Here is a 19,126-nt window from a genome sequence, read left to right as displayed (position 1 = left end):
AAAAAAACACAACCCGCCGAAGTCGTACCGGTCAACGGCGTGCCTGCCAGAACAAAACGAACGTCCAAATGAGAAGGGCAGCAGAGATGGCTCCCTCTGCGATATAAAGCCACGTCATCGCTCATCCGGAGGTAAGGTTATGTCTGTCCGCGGTCCGCTGCTTAATGGCAGTGAACTGTGCCAGTGCTGTTGTCCATATGGCAGCATTGACCGGGCGGCGAGCTTTTCCGACAACCGCCGCCGTGTGCGAGCGCGGATGAAGTGAATGCCAATACGGCAAGCAGAGTGAGAACCGTTTTCATAAAAACCCCCCATGGCTGAAAACAACCAGGCGGCGAGCTTTTCCGACAACCGCCGCCGTGTGCGAGCGCGGATGAAGTGAATGCCAATACGGCAAGCAGAGTGAGAACCGTTTTCATAAAAACCCCCCATGGCTGAAAACAACCAGAGGTAATCATGAATGCCGAAGGCTTGCAAGTAGAGGCATTCCGCTTTCACGATGCGCCGGTGCCTCCTTCAGTATCCGACCTGGGGCGCGTTGCTACCAAAGTCGGCTACGGACGTGGAATCTGCCGGCACCGCCTTTCGGCCTATGCGTCTTGCCCCTGGGGGCAGCGAAAGATCCGCAAACCCGTCGAAAGCGCCGCCTGTTCCGGACCTTTTAGTGCATGATATTGCGCAGGAAGTTCTGAGTCCTCACCTGCGTTGGCGCGTCGAAGAAGACGTCCGGCTTGCCGATCTCGACGATCTCGCCGCTTTCCATGAAGACAACCCGATCCGCCACCTTCCTTGCAAACCCCATCTCGTGAGTGACCACGATCATCGTCATGCCATCCTCGGCCAGCGCCACCATCGTGTCGAGGACCTCCTTGACCATTTCCGGATCGAGCGCTGACGTCGGCTCGTCGAAGAGCATGATCTTCGGCATCATGCAGAGGGCGCGAGCGATTGCGACACGCTGCTGCTGCCCGCCTGACAGCTGGCCAGGATACTTCTCCGCCTGTTCCGGTATCCGGACCTTGGTAAGGAAGCTCATGGCCCGCTCTTCCGCTTCACGTCGCTGTGCTCCTCGCGACAGGATCTGCGGCAGGGCGCAGTTCTCCTTCACGGTGAGATGCGGGAACAGGTTGAAGTGCTGGAACACCATCCCGACATCGCGGCGTATGGCGTCGAGGTTCTTCACGCTGTCGTCCAGCGGGGTGCCGTTCACGAGGATCCGGCCCTCTTGATGCTCCTCCAGGCGGTTGATGCAGCGGATCAGTGTCGACTTCCCCGAGCCGGACGGACCACACACGACGATCCGCTCGCTGACCGCGACATCGAGATCGATGTTCTTCAGCACCTGGAAGGTATCGTACCACTTGTTCAGAGCCGATATCCGAATGGCGGCCTCAGCATCTACGTTCATCGGTAGCTCCTTGCTTGAACACAGCTTTCCAGCCAACGGGAGTAGTTCGAAATGCCGAAGCAGATGAGGAAGTAGATACCGGCAACGAAGATGTAACTCTCGACATACGGCGCCGGCCATTGTGGATCCGTCGCCGCGACCCGGCCGGCGCTCAGCATGTCGAAGACGCCGACGATCAGAACGAGGCTGGTATTCTTCACCATGACGATCGTGGTATTGGTCAGCGGCGGAATCACTTTCTGCAGCGCCTGTGGCAGAACGATATGCCAGATGATTTTCCATGACGGGATACCGAGTGCCTTGGCTGCTTCAGCCTGTCCGGGCGAAACGCCCTGGAGGCCGCCACGGATAACCTCCGCCAGGTAGGCGGCCGCGAAGACGGTGAGGGCGGCAAGCGTCCTAGCAAGCTTGTCGATCGACCACCCGGCAGGGAGCAGCAATGGCAGCAGGATGGAGGCCACGAACAGCAGTCCTACCAGGGGAAGACCGCGAACAAGCTCGATCGTCAATATCGCGAGGAGGCGCGGGACTGGCAGGATGGAACGCCGCCCAAGGGCGAGCATGACGGCGAAGGGGAAACCGAGACCAAGCGAGAGCAATGCCAGGAGAAGCGTGACTGGAAGTCCGCCCCAGGCGGAACTGGGCACTGGGCTTAATCCCATCACGCCGCCCCACATAAGGAGCAGCATGGCAGTGATCACCGCGCCCCAGGCGCAGAGGAGCTTCATTCCCCATAGCCGCGGTGAAAGCGACGCAAGCACCATGAGGAGCATGAGCGCCATCACCAGCAGTGGCCTCCACTGCTCGTCCGGTGGGTAGGTTCCGAAGATGATGAACCGGAACTTCGCCAGGATGAATGCCCAGCAGGCTCCTCCCTGACGGCAGGTCGAGGGGTCGGTCGTCACCCAGGTGGCATCGATGATCGCCCAGTTGAGTGCGGGGACGAACGAGAGAAGCAGGAAACCGGTGAGGACAGTGAGGCAGCTTGCCGTCAGGTCACCGAACAGCAATGTCACGAAGGAGCGCCTACGGCGTTTGGGCGGCGCGGCCGTCGTTGAGATCGTTGTAAAGGAGTTCGCTTGAACGACGGTCATCGGGCCTCCACCAGCGCCACATGGGCGTTGTACCAGTTCATGAACAGAGAGACCGCGATGCTCAGCGTCAGGAAGACCGCCAGCAGGATTCCGATGCTCTCCAGCGCCTGTCCGGTCTGATTGATGACGGTGCCCACGACGAGACCAAGCTCCGGATACCCCACGGCAAGCGCCAGGGTCGTGTTCTTGATCGTCGAGAGGTATTGCGAGGTCATTGGTGGAATGATGATGCGCAACGCTTGCGGCATAACGATTTTCGTCAGCACATGCCGTTCCGAAAGCCCCACCGCGCGTCCCGCCTCCCACTGGCCGGCGGAAATCGCGTCGATGCCGCCTCTGATGATCTCGCCTATGAAGGCGGAGGTGTAGATGACGAGGCCAACCATCAACGCCGTGAACTCGGAGCTCAAGCGGAAGCCGCCAGCGAAGTTAAAACCCCTCATCTCGGGGGTACTCACCTCGCCAGTCGTTCTGACGACGATGTAGACAGCCGAGAGTATGAGCACGATCAAAGCGGCAGCGACTGGCCTCCCCAGACCTGCCCGATACACGCGATCGCGCAGGCGGTTCCACAGCAGATACGCCAGGAGGCAAACGACAGTGGTGGCGAGGAGGATCGCCAGCCCGGATCCGTTGAAACCGACCGAAGGAAGATAAAGCCCGCGGAGGGAGAGGTAGACGCCAGGCAATGGATTATATGCCTGTCGTGGTGCGGGAAGCATCGTTGTCGCCAGCGCGTACCAGAACAGCAGGTGCACGATAAGCGGCATGTTGCGCGCCGTCGTTACGAACACGCCGGACAGGTATGCAGTGAGAGGATGCCGCGAACGCCTTGCCAGCCCGACGATCAACCCAAGCAAGGTTGAGAAGAAGATGGCGATGAGCGATATAAAGATCGTATTCCCGAGACCTGTTATGTAGGCCCAGAGGAAGCTATCGGACGGATTGTAAGGGAGCACGCTCTCCGAGATCGGGAAGTTTGCCTGACGCTGGAGGAAATCGAAGCCGACCTTGATCCCTCGGGCATCCAGGTTTTCAATTGTATTGGTCACGAGCCACAGGATCAGGGCGGCGAAGCCGCCGAGCAGGACAATCTGTCCTGCCCAGCTCCTGAAGCGTCTGTTATCCAGCAGACCGGTCAGCATCGGCCGATCCTCCTACTGGAAAGCCATTGGGAACATCAGGCCGCCGTCGATGAACAGCCGGTTCGGGCCCCGATCGACCTTGAGCGGGCTGCCCTTGCCGACATTGCGCTCGAACATCTCGCCGTAGTTTCCGAGCTGTTTGACGATGTTGTAGGCGAACCTGTCGTCCAGGCCCAGAGCTTTCCCATTGCCGGGTTCGACGCCGAGGAAGCGTCTCGTGCGAGGATCGTCGGACTCCAGCATCTCGTCCACGTTCGCCTGGGTGATTCCGTAGAGTTCGGCATTGAGGAGCGCTTGGATCGACCAGTTCACGATGTCCATCCACTGGTCGTCGCCATGCCGCACGGCGGGCGTGAGCGCGTCCATGTATTTCGTGGCCGGGAAGATCACGTAGTCGTCAGGGTTGCTGGACTGGGTTGCCCGGACAGAAGCGAGCGCGGAGGCATCCGTGATAAGGGCGTCGCAGCGGCCCGAGAAGAATGCCTGACGGGTCGCGGCGACGTTGTCGAATACGACCGGCCGGAGATCGAGCTTCAGCTTGGACGAGACGTCGTTCACCACGACTTCGGTCGTCGAACCGGTCTGGACACAGACAGAGGCGCCCGTCATCTCTTCCACCTTCGTCACGCCGGACGCCTTCGCGACCATGAATCCAGTGAATTCGTAGTAGTTGGGCGTGGTGAAATTGATGCCGTTCGCATCCCGCTGCAGCGTCCAGGTCAGCGTCCGCGGGAGAATGTCGATCTCGCCGGTCTGCAGCGCTGGAATGCGCTGCTGTCCGCTGAGCGGTACGAACTCCACCTTCTCCCTGTCCCCGAAAACGGCGACTGCCACCGCGCGGCAGGTTTCGACGTCAAGGCCGCGCCAGTAACCCTTGTCGTCGGGTGCCCCGAAGCCGACGGTGCCCTGGCTTGCGCCGCAGACGATGTGACCTCTTTCCTTCACCTTGTCGAGCGTCGGGCCAGCATGGGCGGCCGTGGTGGAAAGCGCGGCGGCGAGCGCCACAATGCCGATTGTCCAGTTCTTCATGTCTTCGTTCCCTTTATTATTGATTGGGTTGGTGATGCTGTTCAGGCGGTTCTGGCCACCGGGGGCGCCGCGGCGACCGCCTCCACGATCGGTTCGAGGTCCGCCCAAAGATCGTTCTCGTCCTCGAGCCCGATATTGATGCGCAGGATGGTGCCCGAGTGAGCCGCGGGGTCGGTCACGCGCGTGATGGTCATGGGGGCAAGAAGGCTATGGGTGCCGCCCCAGGACGCCCCGATGGAGAAGGTCTGCGCCGCTGTCAGCAGGTCGGGGAGGGCGGTCTCGGCATGAGCAGGGATGACGACGCTGAACACGCCGCTCCCACCCGAGAAATCTCGCTGGAAAAATGCATGTCCGGCGGCACCGGACAGCGCCGGATGTAGCACCAGCCCTTGAGGCAGTCGGCTCGCCATCCTCTTGGCGAAGTCGAGGGCGACCCGGCCGGAATGGGCGAGGCGAACGCCCATGGTTTCCATCCCCCGCAATGCGAGCGCGCAGTCGTCGGGCGAGACGCCCATGCCGATCATGCGCATGGTGTCCTTCAGCTTCTTGTGGAGTGCCATGTCCTTGACGGCGATCGAACCCATCAGGAGATCGGAATGTCCACCGACATACTTCGTCAGCGCCATAGACGAGAAGTCCACATCGTGCGCCAGCGGCTTGAAATAGAGAGGCGTCGCCCAGGTATTGTCGCAGCCCGTCAGAACGCCGCGCGCCTTCGCCGCGGCGACGATGGCGGGAATGTCCTGGATCTCCATTGTCGTCGAGCCGGGCGACTCCGTCCAGATGAGCTTGACGCTGTCATCGATGAGATCCGCGATGCCAGCTCCGATCATCGGGTCATAGATCCGATATGAGATGCCGCGCGGCTTCAGGTAGTTTTCGCAGAAGCTGGCGACCGGGGGATAGGCGCTGTCAGGGATGAGGACAGTATCACCGGGCATGAGCACTGAGAGGAAGACCACGGTAATGGCGGCTTGTCCGGAAGGAACAAGCACCGTGCGCAGTCCCTGCTCGAGCGCCGTGATGGAAGCCTCCAACGTTCTGGATGTGGGCGTTCCGTGAAGACCGTAGGTATAGCCGTCGGGTCCACGCTTCGACCGATTGGCGTAGGCTTCCGCGCTGTCGAAAACGATGGTGGAGGCCCGGTAGGTCGGGGTAGCCAGGCTGGCGAAGCCTTCATGGGAGACTTCAGGTCGTTTAACGCAGAGCGTCCGGTCGCGCATTGGATTTCCTCTTTCGATTTCGGAGGAAAATCTGCCACGGTGGTGGTAGAAGGACAATTGACGAGGGCGTCTAGGTCCATGCGCAAACCTTATAGGCTACGAAGTTGAACTTCAGGCAGATCGAAGCCTTCAGGGCGGTCATCATTTCGGGAACGGCTTCCAGGGCGGCGGAGCTGATGGGCGTAACGCAGCCGGCTGTGAGCCGGTTGATCGGGGAACTGGAGGCGGCGATAGGCTTTCCGCTCTTCGACCGTGTGAAGGGGAGACTGGTTCCGACGCCCGAAGCGGAGATCTTCTATCGGGACGTCGAGACAAGCTTCCGAGGACTCGACAGGCTGCGCTCCACGGCGGCGCGTATTCGCGATTTCGGCTCAGGGCATATCCGTGTCGCGAGCCTCGCTGCGGCAGGTTCCACGGTAGTCCCCCGAGCCGTCCGCAAATTTAAAGAATCCTTTCCGTCTGCGATTGTAACCCTCAGCATCATGACATCGGCCTCCGTCCGCAATCATGTTGTCGATGGGGAATTCGATCTCGGGCTGGCTGCGGACGAAGTCGACCTTTCCGGAGTCGAGCATCAGGTGTTCGGAAGTTTCCCTGCGCTGTGCGCCCTCCCGTCCGGACATCCTCTCTCGTCGAAGAAGGTGATCCATCCACGGGATTTCGACGGGATCGATTATGTTGCTCTTTCTCCCGAAGACAGAGCCAGGCTTCAATTCGACAAATTATGTGAGGATGCAGGCGCCAAACCCAACCTTGTGATCGAGACGCCGTTCGCCATCACTGCCTGCGCACTCGCTCTCGAAGGTGTTGGGGCAGGTATCGTCAATCCGCTCGCGGTGGATGGCTTCGCCGAACGCGGCCTGATCCTGCGGCCATTCGAACCGGCCGTCTATTTCAAGAGCTATCTTCTGTTTCGGCCCGACATGCAGAAGGCGCGCCTGGTCAGGGCATTCGTGTCGGCTCTGATGGAGGTGCGCAATATGCGACATCAGGTGGCGGTTATTTAGGCCGGCAGGCCATGCATTGATTTCAGTATGTTTCGACGTGGAATATTCTGACGCAATTTTGGTGACGTTTTAGGTTGCGCCGATGACGCGGCCTCCCAGCAGATCGAGTTTTCCGCGGCCATACATCTGCCGTTTGACGAGCTTGAGCTTTGTAATCTGGCTTTCGGTCTGGCCATTAGACCAGGATGAGGTGATCGCAAGCTGAACCGCAGCCTTGTCCTTGAGAACGACGCCTTTGGCGAGCGACGCCATCACGCGTTTCTCCGCTCGATCTATCCAGTCTTCGAGGCCGGTCGCTGACTTGGTCAGACTCCTTGTTGAAGAAGCCCGTCATGCTCTGCCTCAGCCAAACCACGCTCAATGCACGCGCGACGACCGGCCTGTGCCCTCTACCTCAACCGCGGGGGCCCTCCCGCGCAGCGGGTTCATTCTATACATGAAGCCGATTTTGGCACCGAGGCCATAGCTGTCGCCGAACTCTTCCCACACCGCCCCGGCGCCGAGGCCTCGCCGAAAACCGAATAGCGGCCATCGGCCCAGCTAAGCGATGCACCCAGCCCAACGTCGCCCCACAGAGCTTGATACTCGCTTACCTATAGTGACGGACTCCGAGATCTCGACAGCACTCATCGCTCAATTGATTCAGGTAATTCAGGTGACCGTTTGATTTGCTTGCGGCAATCAGTCCTGCTTTCCTGACACTTATGTGATCCTCGCCATCTTTTCTTGCGCCGCACAATGTGCGAGGTTGCGTGCGTGAAAATCTGGTCTTTGCTCCCCCGTCTGCTCTCGATCCTGGCGGTCCTGAGCCTTCTGACTGCTCCATCGGCTGCGGCGATGATGGGTGCCGAGCCCATGGCGGCGATGGAGGACATGCCGGGCTGTCCTCAACAGAAGCAGTCGCTGCCGGATTGCCAGAAGTCGTGTCCATTGGTGACTTTGTGCGTGGCCAAATGTTTCCCGAGCGCGCCAGCGGTCAGCGCATCCCATCGGGCCATTTCCGTATCCGTGACCGTGCTTACGCCATGGGATGACGCCGCGCGCGATCTCCTGGCCGAAGCACCCCCTCCACGACCTCCCAGAACCTGAGTTCATCGCCGGCTCGTTTTGAGCCGTCTGCCGTGTGGCCGACTGCCGTGCGGCGAAACGCCGTGGCTTGTTGCCACGAGTCAAGCCGTGCGCCTGCGCGGATCAATGATGAAACTCGGGAATTGAACAATGAAGTTTTTTGCAATGAAGCGCACCGCCTCTGCGGTGCTGATGGGTCTTGCGGTTGCGGGCCTTTCCTCCAACGCCTGGGCCGGGATCCAGGATTACGAGTTCCAGCTCGTCCAGCCTGAGATCGAGCAAGGCAATGCGGCCGTGATCGCCGTGCGCCTGGTCGACAAGCGCTCGGGCGAAGCCGTGCCGGACGCCGTGATCTTCGCCCAGCGCGTCGATATGGCGCCTGACGGGATGGAAATGATGGCAGCGCCGATCGAAGCGCTGCCGTCGACCGAGCCCGGCGTCTACCGCTTCAAGGCGCAAATCTCGATGGCGGGTGGTTGGCGGCTGTCGCTCGGCGCCAAGGTGCAGGGCGAGACCGGCACGCTCGAAAACAAGCTCGTGTTCAAGGCCGTGCCATGAACCGGGCGGCCCGAATTGGCCTCACCCTCGCCACCGTTCTGGCGGCGGGGGCTGGAGGCTATTGGGCCGGGCATCGCGATCTCGCGCTGCCTGACCCTTCATGGCTTCGCGCCGTTCCTTGGCTCGAGAGTGCCGGAATTCTGCCGGCGAGTGCCGGTCGCGCGCAAACAGGGCCTGTCATCTATTACCGCGATCCGGACGGTCAGCCCTTCTATTCCGCCGTGCCGAAGAAGACCGCCGATGGCCGGGACTTCCTTGCGGTTCATGCCGACGAGGATGTAAGCTTCGAGGAGGAGCCGGCGAACAGGGAGGCGGCAGCCGCACCCGCCAATGATGGTGCGAAGCGCGTGCTGTACTACCGCAACCCGATGGGTTTGCCGGACACCTCGCCGACACCCAAGAAGGATCCGATGGGGATGGACTACATCCCCGTCTACGAGGACGAGGATGGCTCTTCGGTCAAGGTCGCTCCGGGTAAGCTGCAGCGGACGGGCGTGAGGACGGAGGCTGTCGCCGAACGAGTGATTGTCAATCCGGTGCGCGTGCCCGGAACGGTGCAGCTCGACGAGCGGCGCGTGACCGTCGTTGCAACACGCTCGGACGCTTTCATCAACACCGTCGCGAGCGTGACGACCGGCGATCGCATCGCCAAGGGCCAAGCTCTTCTTCAGCTCTACTCGCCCGAAATCGCTGCCGCCGGCGCCCAATTCCTCACCGACCTAAACAGTGGTGGCAGGGATGGAGCGCTCGGCGGTGCCCGTCAAAGGCTTGAAAATCTCGGTGTCCCTCCCGAAGCGATCGCCGAGATCGAACGGACACGCAAGGTGCCGCTTTCGATGACATGGCGGGCACCACGCGACGGCATTGTGCTTCAGCGGAACGCCGTGGAGGGGATGAAGGCCGCACCCGGCGATGTTCTCTTTCGGATCGCCGATATTTCGACCGTCTGGGTCGTGGCGGACGTGCCCGAATATCAGCTCGGCGCGGTCAAGGTTGGCGCGACCGCCGTCATCCGACTGCGGAGCCGGCGGGGGGAGACCTTCACCGGCCGTGTGGCTCTAATCTATCCGCAGGTCGCGACGGACACCCGCACGACGAAGGTGCGCATCGAAATCCTTAACCCTGACGGCATCTTGCTGCCGGACATGTATGCGGATGTCGAGATCGCCAGCGGGAGCGGCAGTCAGGTCGTGGCCGTTCCCGACAATGCCGTGATCGATACCGGAAGCCGGCAGGTCGTCATCGTGGATAAGGGCGACGGACGCTTCGAGCCACGGCAGGTTCAGGTTGGCCAGCAGGGCGGCGGGTTCACCGAGATCCGATCCGGGATCGCGGCGGGCGATAAGATCGTTGTTGCGGCGAACTTCCTGATCGATGCGGAGAGCAATCTCAAGGCCGCGTTGGATGGCATGACGAGCGCGGAGGCGACACCATGATCGCCCGGCTGATCGCGTGGTCCGCACGCAACCTCATCCTGATCTTCGTAGGCACAGCCTTTGCCGTCGCGGCTGGCCTCTATGCGCTGAAGACGCTTCCACTCGACGCCATCCCCGATCTCTCCGACGTGCAGGTCATCGTCTACACCGACTATCCCGGCCAGGCACCGCAGGTCGTCGAGGACCAGGTCACTTACCCGTTGACGACGGCAATGCTGACGGTGCCGAAGTCGAAGGTGGTTCGCGGCTTCTCCTTCTTTGGCGTCTCCTTCGTTTATGTGATCTTCGAGGACGGCACCGATCCCTATTGGGCAAGGAGCCGCGTTCTCGAATATCTCAACGCAGCGGCGCAACGCCTGCCACAGGGCGCGACGCCAGGGCTTGGGCCGGATGCGACCGGTGTTGGCTGGGTCTATCAATATGCTGTCGTTGCGAAGGAGATGACACTCGCCGAACTGCGCTCGTTGCAGGATTGGGTCGTGCGTTACGGCGCCTCCAAGGCGGAGGGGGTCGCAGAGGTCGCAAGCGTCGGCGGTTTTGTGAAGCAGTATAATATCGTCGTCGATCCACTGCGGCTGCGCGCTCAGGGGATTTCGCTTGCGATGGTCCGCGACGCGGTCCGGTCCAGCAATCGTGACGTTGGCGGCCGCACACTCGAACTCTCCGAGTTCGAGTTCATGGTGCGGGGCCGCGGCTACATCAAGTCGCAGGCCGATATCGAGAACATCGTCCTCAAGAGTTCCCAGGGCGTGCCGCTGCGGCTGCGAGATGTCGCGCGCGTCGAGATCGGTCCCGACGAAAGGCGCGGCATCACGGAGCTCAATGGCGAGGGCGAAGTTGCGAGCGGAATCGTGCTGCAACGCTTCGGCGCCAATGCGCTCACCGTGATCGACAATGTCAAACAGCGACTCGCCGACATCGCCGGCAGCCTGCCGAACGGCGCTGAGATCGTGCCGGTTTACGATCGCTCGCATCTGATCGAGGCGGCGATCGAAACGCTCAAGGGCACGCTCGTCGAAGAAAGCATCATCGTCGCGCTCGTCTGCGTCGTCTTCCTGCTTCATCTCCGCAGCGCCCTCGTTGCCATCCTGATGCTGCCGGTCGGCATTTTGATCGCTTTCGCGGCAATGAGAGCGATCGGCCTCGGCTCCAACGTCATGAGCCTTGGCGGCATCGCGATTGCCGTCGGCGCCATGATCGACGCCGCGATCGTGATGATCGAGAATGCACACAAGCATCTCGAGCGGGCCGAACCGGGCAAATCGCGGGTGCAGACCCTGATCGATGCGGCAAGCGAGGTCGGGCCAGCCCTGTTTTTCAGCCTGTTGATCATCACGGTTTCCTTCCTGCCGATCTTCACGTTGGAATCGCAGGAGGGCCGGCTGTTCGGTCCGCTCGCCTTCACCAAGACCTTTGCCATGGCGGCAGCGGCGCTCCTGTCGGTGACGCTGGTGCCGGCGCTGATGGTGGTCTTCGTGCGCGGTCGGATCATCCCGGAGCACAAGAACCCGATCAACCGCTTCCTGATCTGGATCTACCGTCCGGTGATCCGGGGCGTGCTCAAAGCCAAGACGCTGACGATCCTGCTCGCAGTCGTCGTGCTCGGTGTATCCATCTGGCCGGCCCGCCAGCTCGGCTCCGAGTTCATGCCGAGCCTCGATGAAGGCACGCTGATGTACATGCCGACAACCTTGCCGGGGATCTCGGTGACCAAAGCAGCGGAACTGCTGCAGATGCAGAACCGCATCATCAAGTCCTTCCCAGAAGTCGATTCCGTCTATGGCAAGGCCGGACGCGCGGCGACAGCCACGGACCCGGCTCCGACCGAAATGTTCGAGACGATCATCAATCTGAAGCCCAAGGAGCAGTGGCGGCCGGGCGTGACTATCGACAGCCTCAAAGCCGAGATGGACAAGGCACTGCAGTTCCCCGGCGTGTCGAACGCCTGGACGATGCCGATCCGCGCCCGCATCGACATGCTGTCGACTGGCATCCGCACACCCGTCGGTGTCAAGGTGTTCGGCCCCGATCTAGCCGAGATGGAGAAGATCGCGCGTCAGATCGAGGCGGCGTTGAAAACCGTACCGGGGACGTCGAGCGCTTATGCCGAGCGTGTGATCGGCGGCTATTATCTCGACATCGTTCCGGACCGGGAGGCGCTCGGCCGCTACGGGCTTGCCGTCGGCGACGTCCAGGACGTTATAGCGATCGCACTCGGCGGCGAGACGGTGACGACGACAGTTGAGGACCGAGAGCGCTACGGGGTCAACATTCGTTATCCGCGCGATCTGCGCTCGAACCCCAAGTCAATCGAGACGGATGTGCAGGTGCCGCTGCCTCGCGGCGGCGCGGTGCCGCTCGGCGAGGTGGCCAAGGTCGGGCTCACGCGCGGCGCCACCTCGATCCGCACCGAGAACGGCCAACTTGCGACCTACATCTTTGTCGACATCACCGGCCGCGATCTTGGCGGTTATGTCGCTGATGCCCAAAAGGCCGTTGCGGAACGGGTGACCCTACCGCCCGGCTACACAGTTGGGTGGAGCGGCCAGTTCGAATATCTGCAACGCGCCGAGGCACGCATGAAGATCGTCGTGCCGGTCACGTTACTCATCATCTTCCTGCTGCTCTATCTGAACTTCAAGGCGCTGACCGAAACGCTGATCGTCATGCTGTCCTTGCCGTTCGCGCTGGTCGGCGGGGTCTGGCTGATGTGGTGGCTCGGCTTCAACATGTCGGTCGCGGTCTCCGTCGGCTTCATCGCGCTTGCCGGCGTCGCCGCCGAAACCGGCGTGGTCATGCTCATCTATCTTCAGCAAGCGCTGGCTGAACTGAGGGAAGAACGCGCCAAGCAGAAGCGCAGCTTCACCCGTGCTGATCTCTATGAGGCGATCATGCTCGGCGCGGTGGAGCGGGTTCGGCCCAAGATGATGACGGTCGTCGCTATCATGGCCGGTCTCGTTCCGATCCTGTGGAGCACGGGAACCGGGTCTGAGGTGATGCAGCGCATCGCCGTACCGATGATCGGCGGCATGATCTCGTCGACCCTCCTGACCCTGGTGGTGATCCCCGCCATCTACGGGCTGATCAAGGGATGGCGGTTGCCGGCGACGTCCTCTGCGGAGTTGATCGAGGCGGAGTTCGAGTTACCTCCGCTCAACGCGGCCGCGGAATGAAAGGAGACTGCCATTAGGAATGACATGACGGTCAGCGGCATGATGTAGGGCGTCGGTCTCGCAAGGACGTTGAGCAATGGATCAACGAACCTTGGAAAACAACGAAACGATCTCCGGCAGATTCCTAGCCGGGGCCGGCTTTTTTATCGAATGAGCCGGCGCCCGAGGAAGGACTGCATGTTGCGCCGTCCGTCGACGACGCAATATATGGCGACATCCGAGTCCATGATCCCGTAGACATGCGCCACGGCTTGTGGTGTAACTCGCGGTATTCCATAATCCCGGCGGGCGCTGGCCATCTGCCGTTCCCGAACTGCTTGGAGAAGAATGGGTAAAACGGATCATCGACAGGTTTAAGACGCTAACGCTGGTCAATGAGGTGGATGGGCTGAACCTATTAAGGGTGGCTTCGGCCTACTCGACCGTCAAGGGAAATTGACCATTTAATTGAGGCATCGCACCATAATTATCTCGTCAATTTCCCTGCCGTCATCCAGGAAACCGCCGGGGATCCGGCCAATCTCGATAAACCCCTGCCGTTGATAGAAGCGCATCGCCGCCGGATTCTCGACACTGACAGCCAGCTGAAGCTGCAAAACTCCAATGCTTCTTGCATAATCCGCAACCGCTTTCAGAAGGTTTTCCGCGATCCCTGTCCCACGTTGGCTCTTGCGCACATAGACGCTGATGAGGGTAGCGCGATGTACCATTTTGCTCGGATGATGGCGCGATAGCCCCATGATGCCGACAGGCTGACCATTCAGGAACGCGACGAAGACAGGGTTATTCAGCCGTTGACGCCATTCATCGTCGGGAAGATTGTCCCAATCCTCATACCGGCTTGCAAATGAGGATGGTTCGCGGGAAAGCGCTTCAAGGCGAATGCAGCGGAAGACATCAATCTCATCCATCGAGAGGCGTCTGATCGAGACTTCCTGCTTATTTGTCGCCATATCCGACTCCGATAGGTTTAGCAGAACCGCTGCTGGCAGAGTAATGGGCAACCCTCACGATCGGGGTTCTACGAGAGCTGTGCCCATCGCCATTCGGGCGATTGAGCATGAATGGTTCCATTTGCGATGCACATCGAGAGCTCTGCCCAGATCGGATCGCTCGTGAAGCTGACAAGGTCCCCGCACGCCTGCGCCAACGATTGCTCGCCGTAGTTCGTCAGCAGATCCAGGACGCTCCCGTTCTTTTCGATCTCCAGAAGAGGATACGCCTCGCTCGGCTTCAGGACGCGATGCCCCCATACTCCGGGGCAGACATCGCCGCTGAGAGCATTTAGCAGGTCCCGTTCGCTCAATTTTTCAAGTGCGTTGGCAACGATATAACGCATGAGAGGATAATAGATGGTTTGCCGGCAGCCGCCGAGAACGCGCACGCCCGGCAGGATGGATGTCACCAGAAACGTCGTGAGCAGGCTGGGAACTATTTTTCGTTGGCGAAGCGCGACAGCGATGTCTACCGGGGAGAATCGGACTGCGAACCGTGATCCATATCCACCCGAAAGAACATTCCGCCCCAATCGCAATGGAAAGATCTTCCCCTCCGCCAGCCCCCAGAAGAGATCAGTGGTGCGGCGGATCCATCTCGCCCACGGTCCGGCGTTGAGATTATCGATTTCCTCAAGAATGGTGTGAGCGAACAATCCATTGCCGATGAATCGCGTCGAAAGCCATGATCCCGGTTCCTCAAGATGTTCGGCCACGAGATCAGCGACATCGATATCGTCGAGTTGAAGAAGCCGAACCTGCGGCGGAAATGCCTTCTTCCATATCGCCTGGTTGCCCGCCTTGATTGCATTTGCGGCCGACGAGAATTCCGTGTTCGGTAGGAAAGCCTTGAGCCTGGCCGCGGCTGCGTTCGCCGGCTCTCTGTTCTTTCGTCCCGACAGCATGAAGCGATAGGGGCCATTGAAGCCGCAAATGCTGTAGGAATCCATCCGGCTTCGGGTAAGTCCAAAGACATTGATCGCTTCGCCCTCAAAGTGAAGCCAGCCGGGTCCCTTTTTCGGTCTTTCTATGAACTTTACGGTCGAGGCGTTGTAGCAGATATGCCACCGGAGCCTATGTGCGCCGAGGCCGATCAGGCTGAACAGATGCGTGTAAAAGGCATCCGGCTCGATAAGGAGATGGCAATGCGGTCCGCTTTGAATGATCGGGGAGGCAACCAATTGATCTGCGGCCTGCCGCGCCTCCTGCTCGTCAGCTCCCGATCCAAGGGCGACCCGTTCGACACATTTCAGCAGGAAGGATATGGCCTCGTCACGAGGTGGGCACCCGGTTCGGCGGTGTTCGACATCATAGACCGCCCGTGCATAGTCGTTGAGCGGGCGGCTCCAGAACTTATCCAGATGCGGCATTAGATACGATAAGGTATTTCTGAGGTCAGTTATGGCGTGATGGTCGCGATCCTCATCGGCGCCCACGATCGCTCGATGGCTGTCCATTGACTTGTTCCTCCATGTTTGCATCTGAACGCCGCAATTGCTTGAGATCGTTATTCAGGTTTCGGCGTGGCCGATCGTGGAGCTCGCCACGTCCAGTCTGTCGGTCCCGGTGACATTCCCTCGCGCGCGAAGAAGCGCGGCGGAAGCTCATAGCAATATTCTGGCGGTATAGCCGGCTTCACCATGGACGTGATGAAATCGCGTAAAGAGGCAAATGAGTTGGAGGAGACGATCGTATAGAAATTGCCGCTATTCCATGTGATGGCGGAATAGTCGAAACACGAGCCGAGAGCTGATATGGAGCTCTTCAGATCGACCTGAAAATCCGCCATGGTATCGAGGACATCGCGTTTCTTTGCGACGATCTGTGTCTGAGAAAAATACCGTGACTTGAATTGTTCGTCCTTTTGGCGCTCGCGTTCGAGGTAGGTTTTCATGTCCGGATGCATGAGCTTTTGAATTTGCACCAGCAAGCCGCCGGCCCGAATTCGCGGTGCTATGACAGAGAGCTGTTCTTCCCGGTCGCGGCCGTACATCTGGAAGGTTGTATCCTCCAGCACCAGATCATAACCATCTCGGAACGGTTGAAGATTTTCATCGGCAGCATAGCGTTCGTCGTCCAGTTCGAAGAATGGACCATGATAGAAATACGCGTCTTCGCTTCCCCGTCGTGCGAAAAAGCAGGCACGATTACCGGCAGTCGGACTGCAGTTCAGGGTCTTGAGTCTACCATCGCCGAGCCTTGCCAAGGCTCGTGCAAGGGTGCCGGCACCCGCTCCCAGGGTATAGATCGTCGCGGCCTGCCCGCTGCATCCCCACGCAGATAGGCTAAACAAGAGTATTGCTGCGGCCAGCCGGTATTCCTCTTCGAGCCGGTAGGGGATGCTTGCAAAATAGTGGTGATCAAAATGGCCCCACAAACGTCGATGAGTATCCCAGAACGTCATGCAATCGATATCGAACTCCAGCAGGTTCATATCGGGCTCTGGTGTTGCCAGATCAGGCATATTCGCGAGCCCTTGTGCTGTTCGCTCAAAGAACCCGGCAAACGAGTTAAGACGCGGAGCGTTTCGCCATGCTTCGATGATTTGCAGTTCCGTCATGGATGATCCTTTCCACCGGGTGAAAGGAGAAGCCGTTTGTCCGGGCATTGAAGGTGGATGACGGCTTGTTGCTTGGTTCCACGAGGATTTCCTGAGCAACCTTTCTCTTAAATAGATGTCGTCGAAGGAGAAGTTTGGTGCAACCTGTCGATTTCGAGAGATTGACGCACAGCTTTTGGTTGCGTTATGGGCCTGCCGAGAACGGAGATCGTAGGCCTGCAGCAGGAATAGCTTTGGCGCTATGATCGCAAATGCTCGACTTGTGCCGATTCAGCTGCGGCGGAGCTTCTTACCGCATCAAAAGTTTGCGGATTTTAGCGGTATTGATCCTGGTGCGGCATGAACATCGCTGAAGGCCTCGACTGAATGCGACGGTATTGTCTGGCTCGACTTGAAGTTGACCAAAAATGCGGAAATTCTCATCTGCGACCCTTCGCGCTGCTCGATCAGTAGTCGGCAGCGATCGCCCATTGGCTTATATCAGTCAAACTTCAATCTCTCGAAGATGTCCGGATGAAACTCATACTGCCAGGCTGTTCCTCTTCCTGCCGAGTTCTTCACAATCGTCTCCTGCAGAATGCCGCGCGCAACGAGTGGGTCAATCGATTCCTTTACGGTGTTGCGCGTCATTCCCGTTATATTCTTGATGGTTGCAAGGGTTAGCTTCTCGCCCCTCTGGTGCATCATATAGAGCACCGTCATCATGCCGATCTGCTTCAGCCGCGACTGCGGCGTCTCTCCCTCGAACGGTTTGTCGAAAACTTCCTGCAAGGAGAGTGCCGAAAACCGTTGCTCCTGCATTTCCGGTTTGAGTGCGCTTGCCATCGATCAAACTATCAGATATTTGATAGTATAACGAGTCGCATTCTCTCGGGTGGATCCACCACGAGGTACTTTATGCTTGTAAAGGTGGGCGATCATGAAAAACTCTCTCGTCAACGCATTTGTCACCGCAGTCAGTCTAGCGCCATTCTCTCTCGTTTTCGATAGTAACGCGAGAGCCGATGAGTGGGGTTGCCAGGTTATCCTATGCCTTTCCAACCCTGGCGGAGCGACGCAATACGCTGAATGCCGTACACCCATCCACAAGCTGTGGGACTGGCTTGCAAAGGGCAGGTCGTTTCCAACCTGCAGCGGCACGGGCTTTCATAGCTCGCGGCCCGGTTACGAGCCCTATTACTGCAATGTCGGCTACCGCCTGGTCGGCTCTTTCGGTCCACGCGGCCGAGATGTCACCTGCATCTCGACAACGCTGAAGCCGGTGAGCAGACGCTTCTGCTCTTTCGGGCGCGATGACGAGGGATATAACCGTGGCTCCGTCTTGTCAGCGCGATGGCAACGGGAGGGCGGGCGGTTCCAATGCATGGCACAGATCGCCACCCAGCCAAACGTGCGCCAGCAGCCGCACTATATTGATGTGACGATCGACGGCGTCGGCAAGCAAAGGGTCTGGTACTGACCCATGGATGTTGCGTTTGTCGATCTGGCGCGGATCTGCGCCCCCATCGTCGCGGCCGAAACACTTGCCGGCGTCGTCAGCCTGGAAAGTGGGTTCCAACCCTACGCGATCCGGATCAACAGCGGTCAGCCGCTGTTGAAACAACCGTCAACCAGGGCGGAAGCGATCGAAATCGCCACGTCGCGAGCAATCAAACGCGACGATATCCAGCTTGGCCTCGGCGGGATCGGCATGGAGGGGCTTCGAAAGCTGAAGCTGTCGATCTCCGACGCATTCGATCCGTGCCTTAATCTGCAAGCCACCGCCACCCTTCTCGATGGCTACTATCGACTAGCAGTGAAGGCTGGCGCCGATCCGAAACGCGCCGAGCAGGTGATGCTGCAGTCCTGGTACGGACGGGACGATCCCTCCGTCGGCGCGATGGTCCATTACGACGAGCAGGTCCGCGAGGAAGTGAGGCGGCTCGGCAAGACGCTTGCGGTTCTAACGATCAGCGATGGCGGACAGGGGAGGGGAATCGACGAAGCGCCTCCGACCGGCATGGCTGTCGATGCCAGCAAGGACGAATTCCAGGCGGAAGCCGCCTCGACGCCGTCCTGGGACGTTTTCGGTTCGCGACGGAAATCTTCCGTCCTTGTGTTTCAGAACAGCCAAATGGAGCAGAGCGAATGACTTTGAGTTCCCGTATCCGCCCAATCGCCGCTTGCGGTTCAATGGCCGTCGCTATCGTGGCCATCCTGGCCGAGCCGGCTTTCGCGCAGGCCGCCGGCATCGAAACCGTATTGCAGAACATCGTCGATATGCTGACCGGCAACATCGCTAAATTGCTGGCCGTCATCGCCGTGATCGTGATCTGCATCGCCTGGATGTTCGGTTACATGGACCTCCGCCGAGCAGGATTCTGGATTATCGGCATCGGAGGGATCTTCGGCGCTACCGAACTCGTGAACACCATCGTCGGGGGCTGACCC

General features: G+C 59.7%; 17 protein-coding genes and 2 pseudogenes. 7 read left to right on the top strand and 12 right to left on the bottom strand.

The window, feature by feature from the left end:
* Positions 1–114 precede the first annotated feature (114 nt).
* From ATN84_RS26380 to ATN84_RS20965, 6 genes are all read right to left on the bottom strand, one after another.
* Complete coding sequence (locus ATN84_RS26380; protein WP_161939602.1) at positions 115–498, bottom strand: hypothetical protein; 384 nt, start codon at positions 496–498, stop codon at positions 115–117.
* A 163-nt stretch (positions 499–661) separates the two neighbouring features.
* Positions 662–1,408: an amino acid ABC transporter ATP-binding protein gene (locus ATN84_RS20985; protein ID WP_068884333.1), complete on the bottom strand. Its 747-nt coding sequence runs from the start codon at positions 1,406–1,408 to the stop codon at positions 662–664.
* Entirely contained in the window at positions 1,405–2,502 is a 1,098-nt protein-coding gene (locus tag ATN84_RS20980) for an amino acid ABC transporter permease (protein WP_068884332.1), read from the bottom strand. The genes ATN84_RS20985 and ATN84_RS20980 overlap by 4 nt, the downstream gene beginning before the upstream one ends.
* Positions 2,499–3,647, bottom strand: coding sequence for an amino acid ABC transporter permease (locus ATN84_RS20975; protein WP_068884331.1), 1,149 nt, complete (start codon positions 3,645–3,647; stop codon positions 2,499–2,501). Before ATN84_RS20975 ends, ATN84_RS20980 begins: the two co-directional genes overlap by 4 nt.
* 12 nt (positions 3,648–3,659) lie before the next feature.
* Positions 3,660–4,676, bottom strand: a complete 1,017-nt coding sequence (locus tag ATN84_RS20970; RefSeq protein WP_068884329.1) for an amino acid ABC transporter substrate-binding protein — start codon at positions 4,674–4,676, stop codon at positions 3,660–3,662.
* A gap of 41 nt (positions 4,677–4,717) precedes the next feature.
* Complete coding sequence (locus ATN84_RS20965; protein WP_068884327.1) at positions 4,718–5,899, bottom strand: trans-sulfuration enzyme family protein; 1,182 nt, start codon at positions 5,897–5,899, stop codon at positions 4,718–4,720.
* Positions 5,900–6,003: 104 nt separating this feature from the next.
* On the opposite strand from ATN84_RS20965, the gene ATN84_RS20960 reads away from it, so the two are divergent.
* Complete coding sequence (locus ATN84_RS20960) at positions 6,004–6,906, top strand: LysR substrate-binding domain-containing protein (protein ID WP_068884325.1); 903 nt, start codon at positions 6,004–6,006, stop codon at positions 6,904–6,906.
* A gap of 69 nt (positions 6,907–6,975) precedes the next feature.
* Here ATN84_RS20960 and ATN84_RS20955 read toward each other — a convergent pair.
* Positions 6,976–7,194, bottom strand: a pseudogene (locus ATN84_RS20955) (ISL3 family transposase); the annotation flags it as partial.
* Between the two features lie 930 nt (positions 7,195–8,124).
* On the opposite strand from ATN84_RS20955, the gene ATN84_RS20950 reads away from it, so the two are divergent.
* The 3 genes from ATN84_RS20950 to ATN84_RS20940 are packed head-to-tail and all read left to right on the top strand — an operon-like array spanning position 8,125 to position 13,141.
* Positions 8,125–8,532 carry a FixH family protein gene (locus ATN84_RS20950; protein ID WP_068884323.1) on the top strand — a complete coding sequence of 136 codons (408 nt, stop codon included), beginning with the start codon at positions 8,125–8,127 and terminating at the stop codon, positions 8,530–8,532.
* The gene (locus ATN84_RS20945) at positions 8,529–9,968 is read left to right on the top strand and encodes an efflux RND transporter periplasmic adaptor subunit (RefSeq protein ID WP_068884321.1); all 1,440 of its coding nucleotides are present in this window, start codon (positions 8,529–8,531) and stop codon (positions 9,966–9,968) included. Before ATN84_RS20950 ends, ATN84_RS20945 begins: the two co-directional genes overlap by 4 nt.
* Positions 9,965–13,141, top strand: coding sequence for an efflux RND transporter permease subunit (locus ATN84_RS20940; protein ID WP_068884319.1), 3,177 nt, complete (start codon positions 9,965–9,967; stop codon positions 13,139–13,141). Before ATN84_RS20945 ends, ATN84_RS20940 begins: the two co-directional genes overlap by 4 nt.
* Before the next feature lie 143 nt (positions 13,142–13,284).
* Here the strand turns inward: ATN84_RS20940 and ATN84_RS27870 are convergent.
* The 5 genes and pseudogenes from ATN84_RS27870 to ATN84_RS20920 all read right to left on the bottom strand — a co-directional run.
* A pseudogene (locus tag ATN84_RS27870) lies at positions 13,285–13,433 on the bottom strand (type II toxin-antitoxin system RelE/ParE family toxin); the annotation flags it as partial.
* Between the two features lie 151 nt (positions 13,434–13,584).
* The gene (locus tag ATN84_RS20935) at positions 13,585–14,094 is read right to left on the bottom strand and encodes a GNAT family N-acetyltransferase (RefSeq protein ID WP_068884317.1); all 510 of its coding nucleotides are present in this window, start codon (positions 14,092–14,094) and stop codon (positions 13,585–13,587) included.
* Positions 14,095–14,162: 68 nt separating this feature from the next.
* Positions 14,163–15,593 (bottom strand): hypothetical protein, encoded by a 1,431-nt coding sequence (locus tag ATN84_RS20930; RefSeq protein ID WP_153020320.1) that lies wholly within the window; start codon positions 15,591–15,593, stop codon positions 14,163–14,165.
* A gap of 50 nt (positions 15,594–15,643) precedes the next feature.
* On the bottom strand, positions 15,644–16,696 hold the full coding sequence (locus ATN84_RS20925; protein ID WP_068884315.1) for a class I SAM-dependent methyltransferase: 1,053 nt from the start codon (positions 16,694–16,696) through the stop codon (positions 15,644–15,646).
* Between the two features lie 480 nt (positions 16,697–17,176).
* The gene (locus ATN84_RS20920; protein WP_068884313.1) at positions 17,177–17,521 is read right to left on the bottom strand and encodes a transcriptional regulator; all 345 of its coding nucleotides are present in this window, start codon (positions 17,519–17,521) and stop codon (positions 17,177–17,179) included.
* A gap of 94 nt (positions 17,522–17,615) precedes the next feature.
* On the opposite strand from ATN84_RS20920, the gene ATN84_RS20915 reads away from it, so the two are divergent.
* From ATN84_RS20915 to ATN84_RS20905, 3 genes are read left to right on the top strand one after another with little or no spacing between them, the layout of a single operon-like run.
* Positions 17,616–18,155 (top strand): hypothetical protein, encoded by a 540-nt coding sequence (locus tag ATN84_RS20915; RefSeq protein WP_068884312.1) that lies wholly within the window; start codon positions 17,616–17,618, stop codon positions 18,153–18,155.
* A gap of 3 nt (positions 18,156–18,158) precedes the next feature.
* On the top strand, positions 18,159–18,827 hold the full coding sequence (locus tag ATN84_RS20910; RefSeq protein ID WP_068884310.1) for a lysozyme family protein: 669 nt from the start codon (positions 18,159–18,161) through the stop codon (positions 18,825–18,827).
* Positions 18,824–19,123 (top strand): TrbC/VirB2 family protein, encoded by a 300-nt coding sequence (locus ATN84_RS20905; protein WP_068884308.1) that lies wholly within the window; start codon positions 18,824–18,826, stop codon positions 19,121–19,123. The genes ATN84_RS20910 and ATN84_RS20905 overlap by 4 nt, the downstream gene beginning before the upstream one ends.
* Positions 19,124–19,126: the final 3 nt, after the last annotated feature.

This window comes from Paramesorhizobium deserti (assembly GCF_001558695.1).
Lineage (GTDB): Bacteria > Pseudomonadota > Alphaproteobacteria > Rhizobiales > Rhizobiaceae > Paramesorhizobium > Paramesorhizobium deserti.
Note: the sequence above shows the minus strand (reverse complement) of the source record. Positions and strands in the feature narration are given on the sequence as shown.